Source organism: Mucilaginibacter sp. P2_A4 (genome assembly GCF_056405015.1).
The window spans coordinates 168,696-186,562 of the sequence record NZ_JBFUCX010000011.1; the positions used below are offsets into that span (position 1 = coordinate 168,696).

General features: G+C 39.2%; 16 protein-coding genes. 7 read left to right on the top strand and 9 right to left on the bottom strand.

Annotated elements, in window-relative coordinates; genetic code table 11:
* Position 1 precedes the first annotated feature (1 nt).
* Genes AC1DYB_RS20310 through AC1DYB_RS20320 form a run of 3 tightly spaced genes read left to right on the top strand, consistent with a single transcriptional unit; the run spans position 2 to position 3,394 of the window.
* Positions 2 to 1,144, top strand: a complete 1,143-nt coding sequence (locus AC1DYB_RS20310; protein WP_477437507.1) for a DUF1972 domain-containing protein — start codon at positions 2 to 4, stop codon at positions 1,142 to 1,144.
* Positions 1,107 to 2,423, top strand: a complete 1,317-nt coding sequence (locus AC1DYB_RS20315) for an O-antigen ligase family protein (RefSeq protein ID WP_477437509.1) — start codon at positions 1,107 to 1,109, stop codon at positions 2,421 to 2,423. Before AC1DYB_RS20310 ends, AC1DYB_RS20315 begins: the two co-directional genes overlap by 38 nt.
* A 5-nt stretch (positions 2,424 to 2,428) precedes the next feature.
* Positions 2,429 to 3,394 (top strand): hypothetical protein, encoded by a 966-nt coding sequence (locus tag AC1DYB_RS20320; RefSeq protein WP_295718634.1) that lies wholly within the window; start codon positions 2,429 to 2,431, stop codon positions 3,392 to 3,394.
* Positions 3,395 to 3,441: 47 nt separating this feature from the next.
* On the opposite strand, the gene AC1DYB_RS20325 is transcribed toward AC1DYB_RS20320, so the two are convergent.
* Genes AC1DYB_RS20325 through AC1DYB_RS20350 form a run of 6 tightly spaced genes read right to left on the bottom strand, consistent with a single transcriptional unit; the run spans position 3,442 to position 9,958 of the window.
* Entirely contained in the window at positions 3,442 to 4,302 is an 861-nt protein-coding gene (locus tag AC1DYB_RS20325; protein WP_477437511.1) for a DMT family transporter, read from the bottom strand.
* 53 nt (positions 4,303 to 4,355) lie between these two features.
* On the bottom strand, positions 4,356 to 5,171 hold the full coding sequence (locus AC1DYB_RS20330; protein WP_477437513.1) for a class I SAM-dependent methyltransferase: 816 nt from the start codon (positions 5,169 to 5,171) through the stop codon (positions 4,356 to 4,358).
* Positions 5,168 to 6,640, bottom strand: coding sequence for a B12-binding domain-containing radical SAM protein (locus AC1DYB_RS20335; RefSeq protein WP_477437516.1), 1,473 nt, complete (start codon positions 6,638 to 6,640; stop codon positions 5,168 to 5,170). Before AC1DYB_RS20335 ends, AC1DYB_RS20330 begins: the two co-directional genes overlap by 4 nt.
* 4 nt (positions 6,641 to 6,644) lie before the next feature.
* On the bottom strand, positions 6,645 to 7,751 hold the full coding sequence (locus AC1DYB_RS20340) for a radical SAM protein (RefSeq protein ID WP_477437518.1): 1,107 nt from the start codon (positions 7,749 to 7,751) through the stop codon (positions 6,645 to 6,647).
* Positions 7,697 to 8,446: a class I SAM-dependent methyltransferase gene (locus tag AC1DYB_RS20345; protein WP_477437520.1), complete on the bottom strand. Its 750-nt coding sequence runs from the start codon at positions 8,444 to 8,446 to the stop codon at positions 7,697 to 7,699. The genes AC1DYB_RS20340 and AC1DYB_RS20345 overlap by 55 nt, the downstream gene beginning before the upstream one ends.
* 12 nt (positions 8,447 to 8,458) lie before the next feature.
* Positions 8,459 to 9,958: a B12-binding domain-containing radical SAM protein gene (locus AC1DYB_RS20350; RefSeq protein WP_477437522.1), complete on the bottom strand. Its 1,500-nt coding sequence runs from the start codon at positions 9,956 to 9,958 to the stop codon at positions 8,459 to 8,461.
* Positions 9,959 to 10,144: 186 nt separating this feature from the next.
* On the opposite strand from AC1DYB_RS20350, the gene AC1DYB_RS20355 reads away from it, so the two are divergent.
* From AC1DYB_RS20355 to AC1DYB_RS20365, 3 genes are read left to right on the top strand one after another with little or no spacing between them, the layout of a single operon-like run.
* A complete protein-coding gene (locus tag AC1DYB_RS20355) occupies positions 10,145 to 10,888 on the top strand; it encodes a class I SAM-dependent methyltransferase (RefSeq protein WP_477437524.1) in 744 nt (247 codons plus the stop codon).
* A complete protein-coding gene (locus tag AC1DYB_RS20360) occupies positions 10,885 to 12,054 on the top strand; it encodes an amidohydrolase family protein (protein ID WP_477437527.1) in 1,170 nt (389 codons plus the stop codon). Before AC1DYB_RS20355 ends, AC1DYB_RS20360 begins: the two co-directional genes overlap by 4 nt.
* Positions 12,055 to 12,056: 2 nt before the next feature.
* On the top strand, positions 12,057 to 13,169 hold the full coding sequence (locus tag AC1DYB_RS20365) for a glycosyltransferase family 4 protein (protein ID WP_477437529.1): 1,113 nt from the start codon (positions 12,057 to 12,059) through the stop codon (positions 13,167 to 13,169).
* On the opposite strand, the gene AC1DYB_RS20370 is transcribed toward AC1DYB_RS20365, so the two are convergent.
* The 3 genes from AC1DYB_RS20370 to AC1DYB_RS20380 form a co-directional block, all read right to left on the bottom strand.
* The gene (locus AC1DYB_RS20370; protein WP_477437531.1) at positions 13,155 to 14,210 is read right to left on the bottom strand and encodes a glycosyltransferase; all 1,056 of its coding nucleotides are present in this window, start codon (positions 14,208 to 14,210) and stop codon (positions 13,155 to 13,157) included. The two genes, AC1DYB_RS20365 and AC1DYB_RS20370, sit on opposite strands and share 15 nt — an antisense overlap.
* Positions 14,203 to 15,870, bottom strand: a complete 1,668-nt coding sequence (locus tag AC1DYB_RS20375) for an ATP-binding cassette domain-containing protein (RefSeq protein WP_477437533.1) — start codon at positions 15,868 to 15,870, stop codon at positions 14,203 to 14,205. The genes AC1DYB_RS20370 and AC1DYB_RS20375 overlap by 8 nt, the downstream gene beginning before the upstream one ends.
* Before the next feature lie 131 nt (positions 15,871 to 16,001).
* Positions 16,002 to 16,532, bottom strand: a complete 531-nt coding sequence (locus tag AC1DYB_RS20380) for an OmpA family protein (RefSeq protein WP_477437535.1) — start codon at positions 16,530 to 16,532, stop codon at positions 16,002 to 16,004.
* Between the two features lie 319 nt (positions 16,533 to 16,851).
* Here AC1DYB_RS20380 and AC1DYB_RS20385 point away from each other — a divergent pair, with 319 nt between their 5' ends.
* Positions 16,852 to 17,862, top strand: coding sequence for a fatty acid desaturase (locus AC1DYB_RS20385; protein ID WP_477437537.1), 1,011 nt, complete (start codon positions 16,852 to 16,854; stop codon positions 17,860 to 17,862).
* Positions 17,863 to 17,867: the final 5 nt, after the last annotated feature.

Consider the following 17,867-nt stretch of genomic DNA (forward strand, 5'->3'; position numbering starts at 1 on the left):
CATGAAACTACGCATAGCAATATTAGGAACCAGGGGCATACCGAATTACTACGGAGGGTTTGAGCATATATCAGAATATGTATCTGCCGGCCTGGTAAAACATGGCCACGCTGTAACTGTTTATAATTCGCACAACCACCCCTATTCAAAGGATAACTGGAATGGTGTGGAGATAAGGCACTGTTATGATCCTGAATACCTTATAGGTACTGCCGGTCAGTTTATTTATGATATGAACTGCCTGCTTGATGCCCGCAAAAGAAATTTTGATGTGGTAATGCTCATGGGGTATACCAGCAGCTCGGTTTGGGGGCCGCTTTATCCTAAAAACAGCACTATCATTTCCAACATGGATGGCATGGAATGGAAAAGATCAAAATATTCCAGAGCTGTACAGAAATTTCTGAAATATGCCGAAAAACTGGCGGTTCAATACAGTCAGTACTATGTTGCAGATTCGATGGTGATAAAATCATACCTAAAGGATAAGTACAACATTGATAGTAAGTATATTCCATATGGCGCAGATGTTTTCACTGATATTGAACGCGGGCAATATCATTTTACAGAAGCTGTTAAAGAAGACTACTTTTTGCTGATGGCACGCATGGAGCCTGAAAACAATATCGAAACCATATTAGAGGGTTTTAATAAAAGTAACTCCACTAAAAGTTTTAAAGTTTTGGGGAATACCGATAACCGATTTGGAAAATTCATCACCAATAGATTTGCCAATGATGAACGGATCCAGTTCAAAGGGGCCATTTTTGATACGCCTAAAGTTAGATCGTTGCAAAACAACTCCCACCTGTATTTCCATGGGCATAGTGTTGGTGGTACAAACCCTTCTCTTTTAGAAGCCATGGCCAGTGAAGCCTTAATAGCCGCACACAACAACCCTTTCAATAAATCAGTATTAAATAAGGATGCATTTTATTTTTCAAATGCTGCAGAGGTAACTCAACTGGTGGAGAATGTTCAACGGAAGGATCTGGAAAAAAATATGGTAATGAATAACCTGCGCAAAATAAAATACCAGTTTAACTGGGAGCGGGTTATTGATCAATACGAAGAATTTATTGTAGAGAGTTATAAACGTAAAAACTATGAAGCATTTGTTGCTGATATGCGATACCAACGCTAATAAGATAAGTTACTTTCACATCATGTTGCTGATGGCAAGCCTGCCGTTTGATAGGTTTTACAGCCATATTATATTGATCAGCTTTATAGTTCATACACTTATCTACTTTAAAAAAGGAACGCTGGTATCGGTCTTTACTGTAAAAACGGCAGTATTACAATCGGTATTCTTAGTATCGCTGATTGCTACGGTTTATTCCCTTTACCGCTCCCAGGCTGTTAACGAATTAACATTACGCTTGCCTGCTTTATTGTTTCCTGTTGTGTTTGCACTTAATGCCCTCGATTTTAAAAAATACAGATCAAATTTATTGCTGGCATTTGGCCTTGTTTGTACGGCAACCATAATTTATTTATATGTTGATGCCCTTATAACCATCAGATACTACCATTTACCCATAAAAACAATATTATCAGCTGCATTTACCAATCATAACTTCTCGGAACCAATTGATATGCATGCCACCTTTTTTTCCCTTCAGCTGGTAATAGGGTTGGTATATTTATTAACCCTGCTGTTTAAACCCTTAGCGTTATCGTTAAAGCTGCTTTATGGCGTCTGTTGCTTTATACTGTTATGCGGAATTGTTCAACTAAGTTCAAAATCTATATTGGCAGTGTTGTTCCTGATTGTTAACCTGGCACTTCCATATTGCCTGTTCCAGGGCAAAAAAAGGCTGATATTTATGTTAGTAGCGCTCGCTTTATCAACTTTGGCCTTTGTTATAGTTTTAAATGGAAAATCATTCAATGAACGGTATATAACCAGTTTAAAAGATGATTTTGCTGTTGCCAGGCCAGGTGAAAGTACCGATCCCCGCCTGGCCCGTTGGCATGTGGTAGTCGAACTAATAAAGCAACGGCCGTTAATGGGTTATGGTTCGGGCTCAGAAGTTTCCTTGTTACATGATGAATTTTTTAAGGCTAAAATGTATAGCTCGTTTCTTGCAGGTTTAAATTCCCATAATCAATACCTCAGTTTTATAATGAAATCGGGCGTTTGGGGTTTGCTTGTCTATTTGCTGACACTGGGCTACGGATTTAAAATGGCCTTTAAAAAAAAGGATCTGGTTTTTATCAGTTTTATGCTGGTAATAGCTATCGTATCCTTATCCGAAAACGTGCTGGATGCGGACAAGGGTGTTATGTTTTACAGCTTTTTCTTTGCGTTTTTCTTATTTTCCGATAGCTCAGAAAAATCATCCCTCGCCGGCAAAAACAAATCACATGAAAATTCAAACGAGATAGCAACCAACCGTTTAACAGTTACGTCATACTAATATATATGCAGATCAGGTCCGCTTTTAGTCAAAATTTAACCATCAATAAAGTGTCAGAAATTAAAAAGAACATATTGGCTACCCTGGCCTATTTTGATGCGTTTAATTATCCACTCACCCGCGAGGAAGTTTGCCTGTTTTTGCCCGTAAAATATGAGTGGAAAACGTTTGATGAAGCATTGGCTTGTTTAGTGGGCGGTCGGTTAATATTTCGTTTTGATAAGTATTATAGCCTTAAAAATGATCAATACCTGGTACAGCGTCGCAACAAGGGAAACCAAAAAGCCTTTGAGATGATAAAAACCGCTTATAAGGTTGGGAACCTACTAATTAGGTTTCCTTATGTGCGTGGGATTGCCATTTCCGGCTCTCTCTCAAAAAATTATGCGGATGATGCATCTGATATTGATCTCTTTATTATTACGGCCCCTAATCGTCTCTGGATAGCACGTACGTTGATGCATTGTTTCAAAAAATTAACTTTTTTGGTTAATAGGCAACATTGCTTTTGCATGAACTATTATATTGACGAATGCGAGCCTGAAATTGCCGAAAAAAATATTTACACCGCCACAGAAGTAGTAACACTAATACCCATACAAGGCGATACCACCTTTGCTGATTTTTTTACTGCAAACGCCTGGACACTCAAATATCTGCCTAATCATATCATGAGGGTATCAACGGCTAAAGCATTAAAAAAGAATATTTTAAAAAGTTTATTTGAGGTATTACTGAATAATAAAGTTGGCGACAGCCTGGATGATAAATTGATGAAAATTACCGCCGATAGATGGAATCTTAAAACGCAGCAAAAAAGAGTAAACAATCATGGCACCGTATTGGCAATGGTAACTGGCAAACATTTTGCCAAACCAGATCCCGCAAACTTCCAGTTTAAATTGATTAGCCGCTTTGAAGCTAAAGTTGCACAACTATTAGAAGAAAATCAGCACAGTGTGGCTAATTGATCTACTTAATTAACAGCTGAATTATCTGGCAATATTGGATGGTTTTCTTAACCCTTCATTTTAGAAATAACCAGGCCCGAAACTACTAGTAATGTACCCGCAATGGCGTAAATGGTAATGCTTTCGCCAAGTATCAGGTATCCAAAAGCATATCCAAATACAGGCGTAACATACAGCCAGGTGCCGGCTGTAACAGCATCCTGCCCTACCAGGTGAAGCCATAGTTGATTGGCTATAAATGAGAGTACAACGATTAACCAAAAGAGAGACAAAAACAGGTTAAGATCGACATGCTGGATGTGATTTTGATGAAACAAGGGGCAAAAAGGTAAAAGTATTATCCCTCCTACAAATACCTGCCAGATGTTAAAGGATACATTTGGTAACGAAATATTTAAAGTTGAAAAATAAACGCTGCTTGATGCATAGGCCAGTACATAGATGGTCAATAATAAGATGCCTATAGGTTTTATACTGGCATTAGGCAACGCTGTTGCAGAAGCAAGTACCAGGCCAGTAAATGCAATAAGCATACCCACAATTTCAAATCGTGTAAGCTTTCGCTTTAAAATTAATGATGAAAATAGAGCGATTAATAATGGAGCTACTGCGATAAACAGCATACTAATGCCCGCCGAGGCGTAACGTTGGGCAGCAAAAAAAGATCCCAGCGTTAAGGTAGTGCATAAAAAGCCGTAAATAAATATGCTTTTCCATTCGTGTTTTAAAGGCCAGAATCGCTCCTTCCTGAATAAACCAAAGTACGGGCCAAAAAACAAACCGGTTGCTATAAATCTTATACTGGCCAACATCAGGGCATCTGCAGAGTGTATTCCTAACTTAACAGCAACAGACCCTGTAGCCCAAAGCATGCTAAACAATAAACCAGGAATAATTTTTTTAAACATGGGCGTGGCAATTTGCCCGGCAAAGTTATTTTTTCAAGGCTTATAATGGTCATTTATTTCTTCTCTAATGAAATAATAAAGTAATCGCCAATATGCTTCCAGGGCCATGTGCTTTTTAATTTGTCTTCTTTATTCTTCAGGAATTTATAAGTTTTAGGATGCTTTTCTGCAAAGCCTTCTATATATGAAGGAGGCACTATCGTACATAAACCTTCCAATTTTAACACTTTAAATGAATTTTGTAAAGTGTTTATAATAAATGAGTTGCTATAATAAAAGCATTTGAAATAAGCGCCTTCAACATGTGCTAATCGTCCCTCGCTGCTAAATAAACGCCTAAATGCGGTTTTAAATTTTCCCTTAAAAATTAACAATGTTTCCCATAAACAAAATGGTGTAATGATAACCATCGTTACTTTTCCTCCGGGCTTTAAAAGAGCATCAAATGATAATAAAACCTTATCCAGTTCACCGGTACAATTTAAACCGCCGAAATTGGAGAAAATATGATCATATGGCCCTTTTTTATTTAATTGATTAAGTTGGGTAAATGAGCAGGTTTCAAAGCTGATACGGTGGCGGTAAGGGACCGATTTTTGCTCCAGTACATCCTGCATCCCTGCTGATATATCGGTTGCATGTACGTAATGACCTTGTTTAGCGAAAAAGAGGGCATCCTCGCCAGTGCCGCTATTGAGCTCAAGTATCCTGCTGCAGGGCTTTAAATACTGTAATACATGATCCCTTACTCTTGCTCTTTTATAATTAATAATGGCATTGTTTGAGTAAATTTCATCAAATACCACTGATTGCCTGCTGAAGGCATCAGAAGCATTTGCCTCATTATTTGTAAAGGTGACTTCACTCATATCGCTTTTTCCAATTTGCTTAATTTAAATCCGGCTATCAGGGTGGCTGGCGCATGGTATATCAATGAAACCGCTTTCCTGATTCGTTTTATATTGGGGTTAAGTGGATTTTTAAACAGCTTGATAAGATTATATTTTGCCAGGTGGGCATGATAGTTCTGATGCACATATTTATGTAACTGCTTGTAATAGGCAGGACTAAAAGTATTACTAAACATCAGTGCCATCTCGTCAGAATCTGTCCAGTTGGTTTTTTGCTGCATGTTGGCTTTTACCTTTTCATAAAATAAGGTACCAGGCAGCGGGTATGATACCGATATGCCTATCTCATACGGTAACAAATCGTTAATCATGTTGATGGTAAGCGCAATATCGTCCTTTGTTTCGCCGGGATAGCCAAATTGTATAAAAAAAGATGGTTTTATACCATGTTTTTTCATCAGTTGTGTTGCTGCAGAGATCTGGTGAATGGTAGTTCCTTTATCCATGGCATCCAGTATTTTTTGCGAACCGCTTTCTGCCCCTATCCAAACATTATCGCAGCCAGAGGCCGCCAGCGCGCTTACATTTTCATCATCCAAAAGCAAGTCAGCGCGGGATTGGAGCTTGTACCTGAACTGTAAGCCCTCCTGTTGAACAAGTTTGGCAAACTCATTAACCCAACCTGGCTTTAATCCAAAAATATCATCACAGAACCATATATGATCCATGTTGAACATGTGCTTCAATAGTTTCAGTTCGGTTATCACGTTCTCTGGGCTGCGCGAATTGTACCGGTTGCCATAAATTGGCTTGGCGCACCAGTTACATTTAAAGGGGCATCCGCGCGTGGTACCAATGTTCATGGAAAAATACCCAGCATGTTTTAACCAGCTTTCCTTATAAGGAGTAATATCAATCAAATCCCAGGCTGGTAAAGGCAATGTATCCAGGTTTTTTAATACAGGGCGGGCAACGGTTTTAAATGCAGCATCGTTTTTTAAATAAGCAAGTCCCGGTATTTGTGAAAAATCATCTTCTCCAGTCTTAATCGCATTTGTTAGCTCAAGAAGGGTTTGTTCGGCTTCGCCAATTATTACAAAGTCGGCACCTTCCTGCAAATATTCTTTATATCTGTCGGTTGAGTCTGAGCTTGAAACTATTACCTTGCAGCCGCGGTCTTTTGCCAATTTACACATTTTAAAAGCAGCCTCCCGCATATTGGTAAGGCACATTTTGGTGAGGTAATTGAACCCATCGTCATAAATTACAAAAAAGCCCGGTTTGATTTGTTCAATCGCAGGTATAATCTCTTCTGCCGTGTGCGAAAACATGTTATCAAAAAACGAAACTTCGTAACCGTTCATCCGCATATTTGAGGCTGCATACAATGTTCCCAAAGGGGCATATGGTTGCCCCATGGCCCATTGCTTTGGGTCGAACCGCAAAAAATAGGAATGCGTAAACAATATGTTATTTAACTGGTCCATAAAATTACGATAGATGTGTTAATGGCGACAGATTAAGTGAGCACACGCATTTTACACAGGTCGGATTTGTTGAAGTATTTAATGATTTGCGAAACGCGATAGCATCCGGGCTATTCAATATATTGATTAATGATGTGTCGCGGATATTTCCCATCGATTCCAAAAAAAAACATGGCCTAACCGTTCCATCGGCTTCTACAACGGTAGATACCCAGGGGGCGTTGCATTTTTTAAAAGGGAATTCATTTAAGCCATAAAACGCTGCATAATAATGATATATATCCTGTATCTTTTCTTTACTTTCAGCAATGAAGCCGTTGTGGAATTCGTGGTTAAACTCGGTAAATAAATAGCTGATCACTTCGCAAAGCTCGGGCAGTTCTTTTTCCGATATCAGGATCTCGTTCTGCTTAGGTTCGGCCCAGGCTTGCTGGCGGTTAAAAGCGTGGCTGCTAACATCGGCAGGTAAAAAGCTTACCTGGTTAAGTCCCATTTTTTTGGCCTCGGTTATGATGGCCGCCCAATTGCGATAATTGAGGCGATGAATTACCGTACGGCCTGTAATTCGATATGCAGGGTTTAGCTTCTTAATATACTCCACGCCCTCTTTTAGTTTTTTAAAGGCATTGGGGATGTTCCTAATGGCATCATGCAGTGGTTCATCTCCATCAATAGATACAATTACCTCGCTAACATATTTTAAAATATCATCGGCATTGCTTTTTATAGATAAGCCGGTAGTGAGCAATACAACACTAATCCCCACATCTTTCAAAATTTTGCATAATGCGAAAAAATTTTTATTAAGTAAAGCTTCTCCGCCCGACATTAGCACTTGCGTGGTCCCTAATGATTTAAGTGACCCTAACAAGCCGCTGATATCTTCGGCCGTAAGCTGCTTTAAGTTTTTATTGTCTTTCCATATATCACACATTACACAACGGCAATTACACGCGCTGTGCGGCATCAGTATTACAATTGGCAATGCCGATATCCTGTGTGTTTGCAGGGTGCGGTAACGCTTAAACGTTTGCAATATGGTTTGCCCGCTCATGTTCAGGGTTTTAATATTATCCAGTAAAAAATGTTTTTTTTGGTCAACCTGTTCCATAATGTTGTTGGATCGGTCATCGTTTTGTGCTTAAGCTCCAACACTTGTTTTAAGGGGTGATGATAGTAATAGCGTGACATTTGCGGAAAGCCCAGAGAATCATAATAATCAAAACTTCTTTTAGCAGCCATTTCTAATTCGTTTGTATGATAAAAAGGGGTGTCAAGTACGTGTACCCGCCCTGTTTTACTTAACAAAGAAAAAGCATCAGCTATGGTGTCTTTTATCGACGGGAAATATTGTATTGACGCCGCAAATATGATCACATCAAATTTTACAGGTTCGTTGAAAGTATTGTTATCAAATGAACCGTGAATAAATTTCAGGTTCGGCTTTTTTTTAAATACGCGTTGTGCCTGTTCAATTTCTACCCGGTTAGGATCAAGCCCGGTTACCTGGGCATTATGGATATTTGCAAGCTTTGAAGAAAGCCAGCCATTACCGCAACCAACTTCCAGTATATGAAGTGGCTGTTGTCTTTGTTTAAGATAAGTGACGAGTTGTTCTGATGATTGCTTTCTCTTTTTCCATTCTTTGTAATACCTATGCCCTTTATCTAAATAGGGTAAACGGGCTACCTCTTTATCGCTATATAACCTACCCTCTTTATCACGAACAGCAATATACATCTCCTCAAAAGCTTCCTGGGCGGCTTGGGATATATCGGGGGCAATATTATTTACGTTGGTCTTCAATGGTTTTACAAATTAAAAGCCCTGTATTTCTGGCTGGCGGTATTCCCATAAGCGTTGCAGTATTTTAATTTCGTAAGGATATTTATACAGGTTTGTTCTATAACGCAGGGTAGATACTAATTTGATCGCTTTTCTTTTGATATCATTAAGCTTAATATCTGTTACAGTTGGATATACGCCGTTAAGCACAGTTTCAAAGTTGCGGATCTTATCTATCATCCCTGGTTTTAGCCAGGGTGTTAATGGGTTTTTACGCAGATCAAAATTTTCCCAGGCCGGACTTATCCAATCTTCAAGACTTTTGGGGTATTCAAATCCCTGTTCCAAAACTTGTTTATAAAGTTCCGAACCTTCGGTGGGTACTGGGGTATAAGTATACAGTACAATTTCGGTACGCGGATTTACAGCTTTTACCTTTTTTATAAAATCAATTTCAAAATCTATCTGGGCCTGTACTTTTTCGGGCGTTGGGGCTGGTGTTCCCAAAACAAATGAATACTCAGGGATGATATCAAACTTTTTTAACCGCTCGGCAAAACGGATGATCTGTTCGCCTGTTTGGGTGCCTCCTTTATCCAGCTGTTCCAAAATATCATTATTACCACTTTCGGCGCCAAAAAATATAATTTTGCAGCCAGCCTTGCGGATCTGTGCCAATGAGGCGTCGCTGAATTTATCCATGGTGTCAATACGGGCCATCCCCCACCATGTCATATTTTCGGGCTCTATCAGTTTCGCAAACTCAACGGTACGTTTTTCTGATACAAAGAAGTTATTGTCATGAAACTCAATGGCATCTGCGCCCCACCTGTCTTTAATGTATTTAACATCCTTATAAACCGTTTTTGCCGATTTGGCTTTCCAGCGTGCCTCATAAATAGGCACAACGGCACAAAACGAGCAGGTAAACGGGCAGCCAATACTGGAGTGATAGGCCATGGTACGTTTTCCTAAATAGGTTTTGCCCAGGTACCTGTCTATAGGATAAAAAGTGGCAAGTTTATCATAAGGTAATGGCGGCAATGAGTCCTGATCAAGCAGGTCTTCCTTAATTGTTTTGATAATTTTGCCATCGGCTTTGTAAATCAGGTTTTTAATAAACTCATAAGGTTCATGATTTTCAAGGGCATCTATCAATCTCGGGAAGGCATTATCTCCCGGACCGTTGATGATAAAATCAACAAAGCCCGAGCTTAAAACCGCTTTTGGCTGACTTGAAGGGAAGTATCCTCCCCATATCATAGTAGTATAAGGGTATCTCTCTTTTATTTTTTTTGATAGAGGAATAGCTTCCCTTAGTTGAGGGCCGGGCATCACTGTAAAACCAAGATAGCCAAACTCGCCGGTTTTTAAATAGCTTTCAATTTTTTGAAGGGGATCTGCTTCACAATTACCATCTACAATCACCCATTCATATTTACCTTCAACAGAAGCGGCGATATTTAAAATAGAATTAGGAATGCGGTGCTTGGCTATAGCACTTTTAGGATTGTAAAGTAATATCTTATTCATACTTACTTATTTTGGCAGTTAAATGAAGGCGATAAGCTTTTATACTCATCGCCCTCTAACCCAGATCAACATTAAACTATTCATAATATACTACGCTGCATAATTAACAGGGGTTGCCTGCTTAATAATAAAAATGACGGGCAACCATATCACTTTTGTGCCCGTTATTATGATAAACCCTGCACAATGCTGACTACTCTCAAAAACTATATTAAAAGCAAGATAAACTCCCCGGCTGTTATAGAAAAAAGTGTAGTGGAAGCCTACGACCTGTGGGCATCTGACTATGATAAACAGCCCGGAAATTTAATGTTGCACCTTGACAAAAGACTATTTGAAAATCTTATTGAAAATATAGATTTTAAAGGCAAACAAATTGCTGATATAGGCTGTGGCACAGGCAGGCAGTGGCCCGCTATTTTCAGTAAAGATCCCGCAGGTCTTACAGGTTTTGATGTGTCGGGTGGTATGCTTGATAAATTAAAAGATAAATACCCATCATCACAAACCAGGCTGATTAAAAACAATGCTTTTGCTGATGTTCCCGATGCCGCTTTTGACATCATCGTTTCAACACTTACTGTGGCGCATATTGAACATATTGAAGAGGCTTTACAGGCCTGGTGCAGGATGTTAAAACCCGATAGCGATATTATTATTACCGATTTTCATCCACATACGTTAGCATCTGGTGGCAAACGTACTTTTAAACACCGCAATACCTTAATGGCCGTTCGTAACTACGTACATCCTATCTATAGTATTAAAGATGTTTTGTTGAAAAATAACTTTCAGGTGGTAAGCCAGCTGGAAATAAAAATTGATGACTCCATGAAACCATTTTACGAAAAGGCAAATGCCATGCATGTATATGAAAAGTATTATGGTTTCCCGGTTATTTATGGCATTCATTTAAAAAGGATTAAATGATACTGCATAATGTGAGGTTGGCTGATAGCGTGAAGGTGGTTGACATAGAGATTGTTAATGATAAAATCATTGACGTGAATTACCCGGTGATCAATAGCGGCGGCGAGTTTCAGCTTTACTTTGATGATTGCATCGTTTTCCCTGGTCTCATCAACTCGCATGATCATCTTGATTTTAATCTTTTTCCACAGTTAGGCAATCGCATTTATAATAATTATACCGAATGGGGAGCTTACATTCATAAAGAGTTTAAGTATGAGATAAACGCTGTGCTTCATGTTCCCCAACATTTGCGTACGTTATGGGGGATGTACAAAAATTTGCTTTGTGGGGTTACTACGGTGGTAAATCATGGGGAACAATTATTTGTTGAGTCTGCGCTCATTAATATATTCGAAAATACCCACGACCTGCATTCGGCAGCGTTTGAAAAATACTGGAAAATAAAACTAAATAATCCACTTAACAGAAAGTTGCAGGTAGTGATCCATACCGGTGAGGGAACTAACGCACAGGCCGAAAAGGAAATAGACGGCCTTATCAACTGGAATAAAATGGCCCGGGAACTTATAGGAATTCATGCCGTGGCCATGACCTTGAAACAGGCTCCAAATTTTAAGGCCATCGTCTGGTGCCCTGCATCCAACTATTTCCTGTTGAACGCAACAGCTCCTATGCAAAAACTAAAATCTTTTACAAACATTCTTTTTGGCACCGATTCAACCCTTACAAGTAGCTGGAACATTTGGGATCATATCGCCATAGCACGAAATACCGGGATGCTTAGTGATGAGGAATTGTATCTATCCCTTAATAAAACAGCTGCAAACGTCTGGAAAACAAACAATGGTGAAATTGCTGCCCACAAATATGCCGACCTGGTAATTGCAAAAGCAAAAGGGCAAACAGCAGGTTACAATGCTTTTTATGCTACAGAACCTGCCGATATTCAATTGATAGTACATCGGGGAAACATTCGTCTATTCGACCAGAGTTTATTGCCCAAATTGGCGAATGAACTTAAAGGAAAGCAGTTTAGTTTGATTAAATTGGGAGATGTTTACAAATATGTGGAGGGAAATATAGGCGAACTTATGTCGTCTATTCATTCTTATTTACCGGGCGCTGTGTTCCCGGGAACATTTATACATCATCAAATATTGTAAAATTGATAAAACTGGTTGATCTTACTTATCACTCCCATTTAAATTACACCCGGCCAGAACAGGTTAGGGAAAACCATGCTCCTGCCCTGGCTTTTGCCTCTTATCTTAAAAATCACGTCGATATTACTTTTGTTAAACATGCGTCTTTTGAACAGCAGGTGATCATGGACGATGTTCCGTATTATTTTTTTAGAGGGAAAAATAGATTTTGGTCGGTTTCTATTAAAACCCATCGTTTTATTAAAGCTTTAAAACCCGATATTATATTGGTACAAGGATTGGTATTTCCTATCCAGGTGATGTTTCTTCGGCTGTTCTGTAATCAAAAATTTAAGCTAATCATCCAGCATCATGGCGAATTACCATCGACAGGTATAAAAGGTTATTTAGAAAAAATAGCCTGTAGTCTTGCCGATGCATTTCTTTTTACAGCGGCAGGCAATGTGGATGTGTGGAAGAAAAAAAATATCATAAAGCGGGATGCCAAAGTATTTGAACTTTTGGAAGCTTCAACCGGTTTTAAACCCATTGAAAAGCAGTTGAGTAAAACATATACCGGTATTACAAGTGAGATCAGTTTTCTTTGGGTGGGTCACTTAAATGCTAATAAAGATCCGATGACGGTTTTAAGCGGCTTTGAACAGTATCTGCAAGCCAGGCCCGGCGCGAAACTTTATATGATATATCAAACAGACGAGTTATTGAGCAGGATAGATCAAAAGCTGGCATCAAACAAGTTATTGTCAGCATCAGTTGCATTGGTTGGGAAAGTTACTAATGCTGCTATGCCTTATTGGTTTAGCGCGGCAGATTATTATATATCGGGCAGTCGTAAAGAAGGGAGCGGTTATGCACTGCTTGAAGCAATAGCCTGTGGTTGTATTCCTGTTGTTACAGATATTCCACCATATCAAAAAATAACCGGGAATGGCAAATACGGCTTCTTATATCCGCCCGGCGACGCAGATATGCTGGCCCAAACACTTAAGGAGACTGAAAGTATCAACCCAAAAGAAATGTCGGCAGCTGTTTTAGCCCACTTTAATCAATGCCTTAGCTTTAAAACCATAGCCGATGACCTGGTTGAAATTTGCCATAGGTTAATGACCAAATAAAGCGGCTACCCTTGCCGTCACAGTTTTAATTGGATAAGCCAAACTTGGTTCGTGAAGCAGGTTTTTATTGCTAAGCAAGTCTTTAATTATATCCGGCAAATGTTCCGCGTTATCGGGAACATGGTGCTGGGCTGGGCGGGTATTCATCCCATTAACAAGGCTTACTACATGGCAGCCTGCGTATAAAGCCTCACTTAAAACGGTACTATAACCCTCGTATGCCGATGTATGTAAAAATATTCTTGAACGCTGCATCAACGCAAGTACTTCGGCGTGTGCTAATTCACCTATTAACTGGATGTTGTTTTCCAATTTTAGTTTGCTTATCTGTTTCCGAAGACTTTCCATTTGGGGGCCTTTACCGCAGATAACTGTTTTTATGTCAGGGAACTCGGCGGTTAAGCTTTTAACAACATTAACAAACAAATGATATTGCTTAAGTGGAATAAGCGAACCTGCGCCCATAATATCAATATCCCTATCAACTGATCCCGTATTAAAAAGTGTAGTGTCGATACCCGTAGGAATGGTATATGCAGGTTCTATCCCATAATTTATCCTGAACTCCCGTGCCAGGCTATCAGATATAGCTATTAATGATTCTCCTTTAGGTTTTATCCGGTTTACGTATTCGTTGCCGGCTTTTGCATCCTGACCAAGCAGCCATGCGTAATGCAGTAAACTGTATTTTTTGGCAAAGCGGTCGCCAATATAGGCGCATTCGCCCATCCAAAAGCTTAACAGTCCGCTGAGTTCATACTGATTATGAAGCTTTTTTAGAGCTTGCCATACACGCCTCCAGGTAATTAACCTGAATAACTGTCCTTTGCCTTTGCCCGCAATTGCTATAACTTCCACTCCATACCAGTGATATCGTGAAGCGGTGAAAGGATATTGAAAGCTAACAACTATAATATGCAGTTGCGGATTATGTTGCTTTAAAGCTTTTACAAAAACCTGCATCGGTGGTATACAAGTAGTATCATTACTATCCGCAGGAAAACCGGGACTCAATATTACCAATGCTTTGGGCTTATTCATTTACCAGGGGAATTATTTTGTTACAGTGGTTTAAACTTGCGGTGTTATGCGTAATAAATAATATGATTTTACCCTCGGCAGTTAGGAGTTTTAACCGATCAAGGATAGCCTCTTCGGCTTGTTGGTCCATTTCGCCAAAAGGCTCATCTAATATCAATACATCAAAATCATGATACAATGCCCTTGCAAGTGTAATACGCTGGCGTTGACCTCCACTTAAATTTTTACCGTTTTCACGAATTACTTTATTGATCCCTTCGGCATAACCAGATAATAATGGTTCAAGCCCGCAAAAGGTTATTACCTCGGCCAGCTTTTCGGGGTCGTGTTGTTTATCGGTAAGGGTAATATTTTTAAGGATGGTATCATGAATGAAGAAAGTTTGTTGTTTTACGTAGGCAATCTTTTTCCAGTAATGTTGTCTTTTTATGGTATTTGCAGGTCTGCCATTTATATCTATGTAGCCGGATTCGGGAGTTAAAAATCCCAGAATTAAATTTATGATTGTAGTTTTGCCAGTACCTGATGCGGCCGAAAAGCCTACAAAATCGCCTGAGCAAACCTCAAAACTAATACCGTTTAATACGGTCTGTTCTTTATAGCTAAAACGGATATTATTAAAACGGATAGAATTTATAGGTTGAACAATATTGAGCAGATCGGCAGATACAGTTGTTTCTTTAACAGCCAATAGGTCATTTAAAGTAAACTCATAAGTTTTAATTTGCCCGGCACTGTTCAATATTTTAATGATACCAGGAATAATTTTATAAGCTGCGGCCATGAACACGCCAATAGTAAGGATACCTACTATTGGCCCATGGGCCGAAAACTTATTAATGAAAATCAAAATAAAAAAGCCAAATATGGCAAACACTTCCACCAGTCTTGACGGCAACCCCTGCAGGGTTTGCTGTGAGGCAATGTTATTATTTAATTGCTGTTGATAGTTGTTATACCTATCGGCCAAAAAATCGCTCGTATTATAAATATTGCTTTCTACAAAGCCGGATAGCGATTCCTGTAAATACTGGATACTTTTTTCGCTGGTTACTTTGGTATGTTCGCGTACCTGTTTTGATTTTCGTTTTATAAAGTAGGCCAAGATAATTATTGGAGGTACTAAAAACGTCAATAACAATAAAAACAACAGGGGTTGGTAAAATAAAATTGCGCCAACAGTAAATAAAATGAGGATGCTTTGCGATATGATCTGTTGAACGTTGTTTAGTATATAATGACTAAACTCAATAGGTTGTTGACTTATCTGCCGGATATGCACCGATGAATCAACATTTACAAATTTTATATAGTCATCCTTAAGATAATGCAAAATATTCCTTTTGGATAAGCGCGTTGCTACACCGTAAAAAAAGTGATGTTGAAAACGAAGGATAAGGTATCCCAACCAATTTTTAAAACAATACAGCACCAGGAACAAGCCGATGAGCAGGATAGAATCCTGGTTGAACCATGCGCCGGGAATAAAATAATGTTTGTCGGGCTTCCCGGATGTGTAAAAGCCGATAACGATTAGCAGTAATCCTAAAAATAGAATATCCAATACACTAATAAACAGATCGAGCAGGATGAGCCTGCACAACTTGTTTTTTTCTTTAGTATTTAGCAGGGTTAGGATCCCCTTAAAAATATGCTTCAAATCGCCCGATAAAGTTTGTTACTACTTTAAACATTAACGAATATTAAAGCATAATGGTTGCCTGTTATAAACTATAAAGCACCGGTTTTAAACTGCCGGTGCTTTATTTTATGATAAGTGTTTTAAACTTATTAATTAAGCTTTATCTCTACGCGTCTGTTTAAAACTCTTCCCTCTTCGGTTGAGTTATCGGCAACTGGTTTGCTTTCGCCATAACCTTTAACACTTAAATTATCGGCACTTATGCCGCTGTTTACAAGGTATGTTTTAACTGAGTTGGCTCTTTCAACAGATAGTTCCATATTACGCTGATCTGTGCCTTCGGCAGATGAATTACCATTTAATACAAATTTTACTGTTGCATCTTTCTTCATTTCTGCCACAGCCCGATCTAATGCCTGGTATGAAGCTGTTTTTAAAACAGCTGAGTTAAATTCAAACTGAATATTGCTGAAATTATAGTTTGGCTTTGCAGGTGGCGGCGGCGGTGTTTGCGCAGGAGCCGGTGCAGGCGGCGGTGTTGGTTTTGGAGCCGGGGCATACATTTTTTCGGTTTCAACCGGTGCTGGTTTTTCGGCTAATTTCTTGGCTTTACAAGCAGGAAAAATCAGCGCAACTAATGCAATAAGTACAGGAAATAAAAGGGTTTTTAAAACTCTCATAACTAAGATTGATTTTTTTGGTAAACATAAAAAAATAATCGTTATTCAGCCTAAACTGCTATAACGTATCTATAAATAAAGGAATATCGTGACATTTTTTTGGTAGATGTCGTTATTCTTTGCTGTGAATTAGAACGGAAAATTGTTGTGATAAGTATTTATCCATTTAATGCGCCTTAAAAGTTTTTGCAGTAATTACGGTTAAAACCGTGTTATTGATATGGGTAATTAAGTATTTATACGTGGTTAAATTGAGTACCAGCACTGCGGATTGGGTTGAAGAATTTATGTTATTTAGCATAGCCTAAAACATATCGTTATGAAAAGTAACTCCCCTTTTGAAAACATTCAAACACCTGATATTCATTTTTTGCGGCGGATAGAAGTATTAAAGAAATATCCCGAAGTAAGACAGTTGATGGGATATGATCCCTGGGCGGCTGTGCTTACATTTTTTATTGTAGCCGGGCAACTTTGTTTTGCCTGGGGTGTAAGCGTGTGGTTTCCCTCATTTAGTGGCTACTGGTGGCAAATAATCCTGTTATCGTATGTGGTTGGTGGTACTATGAACCATTGGTCGGCAATGGCCGTACATGAAATGGCCCATAACCTGATGCTTAAAACACCTGCCCAGAATAAAGCGCTTGCCATATTTGCTAATATCCCGGTTTTGGTACCTGGAGCTATCGCTTTCAGAACCCATCATATGAAACACCACTCCCATTTAGGCATCGAGGAGATAGATAACGACTTCCCCAGCCACTGGGAAGTTAAAATGGTAGGCAAATCGGGCATCAGGAAGTTTTTTTGGTTGTTTTTTTATATTTTCTTTCTTTTTTTAGTGCGGGGATTTGATACTAAACCTACCCGATGGGAATGGGCTAATATCATCACATTAATTATTACCGACATAATAATCTGGGTATTTCTTGGGAAGATAGCCATCATTTACCTATTCCTCTCAACCTTATGGGGATTCAGCCTTCATCCCGCGGCAGGGCATTTTATTCATGAACACTTTATTTTTCAGGAAGGACAGGAAACTAACTCCTATTACGGATGGCTAAACCTGGTATGCTTTAATGTAGGTTACCATAACGAGCATCACGATATCATGAATATTCCCGGCCGGCATTTACCAAAGTATTACAAGATCACCAAAGAGTTTTATCAGCACCTGGATTCAACCCACTCGTGGACGAGGATGTTTTATGATTTCATCACCAAACCCAATTTAGGCGCCGATAAACGTTATGTGCGCAGTGCACAGGTACGCAAGCAAGGCATAAAAATGGCCGAAGCTATGAAGCGGGAAAGGGAATTGGTATAAACAGC

Bases quoted from the DNA above. Each gene is read 5' to 3' on its own strand.
- AC1DYB_RS20320 (WP_295718634.1), top strand. From the start codon at position 2,429: ATGCAGATCAGGTCCGCTTTTAGTCAAAATTTAACCATCAATAAAGTG.
- AC1DYB_RS20325 (WP_477437511.1), bottom strand. From the start codon at position 4,302: ATGTTTAAAAAAATTATTCCTGGTTTATTGTTTAGCATGCTTTGGGCT.
- AC1DYB_RS20310 (WP_477437507.1), top strand. From the start codon at position 2: ATGAAACTACGCATAGCAATATTAGGAACCAGGGGCATACCGAATTAC.
- AC1DYB_RS20355 (WP_477437524.1), top strand. From the start codon at position 10,145: ATGCTGACTACTCTCAAAAACTATATTAAAAGCAAGATAAACTCCCCG.
- AC1DYB_RS20315 (WP_477437509.1), top strand. From the start codon at position 1,107: ATGAAGCATTTGTTGCTGATATGCGATACCAACGCTAATAAGATAAGT.
- AC1DYB_RS20380 (WP_477437535.1), bottom strand. From the start codon at position 16,532: ATGAGAGTTTTAAAAACCCTTTTATTTCCTGTACTTATTGCATTAGTT.
- AC1DYB_RS20385 (WP_477437537.1), top strand. From the start codon at position 16,852: ATGAAAAGTAACTCCCCTTTTGAAAACATTCAAACACCTGATATTCAT.
- AC1DYB_RS20340 (WP_477437518.1), bottom strand. From the start codon at position 7,751: ATGGAACAGGTTGACCAAAAAAAACATTTTTTACTGGATAATATTAAA.
- AC1DYB_RS20350 (WP_477437522.1), bottom strand. From the start codon at position 9,958: ATGAATAAGATATTACTTTACAATCCTAAAAGTGCTATAGCCAAGCAC.
- AC1DYB_RS20370 (WP_477437531.1), bottom strand. From the start codon at position 14,210: ATGAATAAGCCCAAAGCATTGGTAATATTGAGTCCCGGTTTTCCTGCG.
- AC1DYB_RS20335 (WP_477437516.1), bottom strand. From the start codon at position 6,640: ATGGACCAGTTAAATAACATATTGTTTACGCATTCCTATTTTTTGCGG.
- AC1DYB_RS20360 (WP_477437527.1), top strand. From the start codon at position 10,885: ATGATACTGCATAATGTGAGGTTGGCTGATAGCGTGAAGGTGGTTGAC.
- AC1DYB_RS20330 (WP_477437513.1), bottom strand. From the start codon at position 5,171: ATGAGTGAAGTCACCTTTACAAATAATGAGGCAAATGCTTCTGATGCC.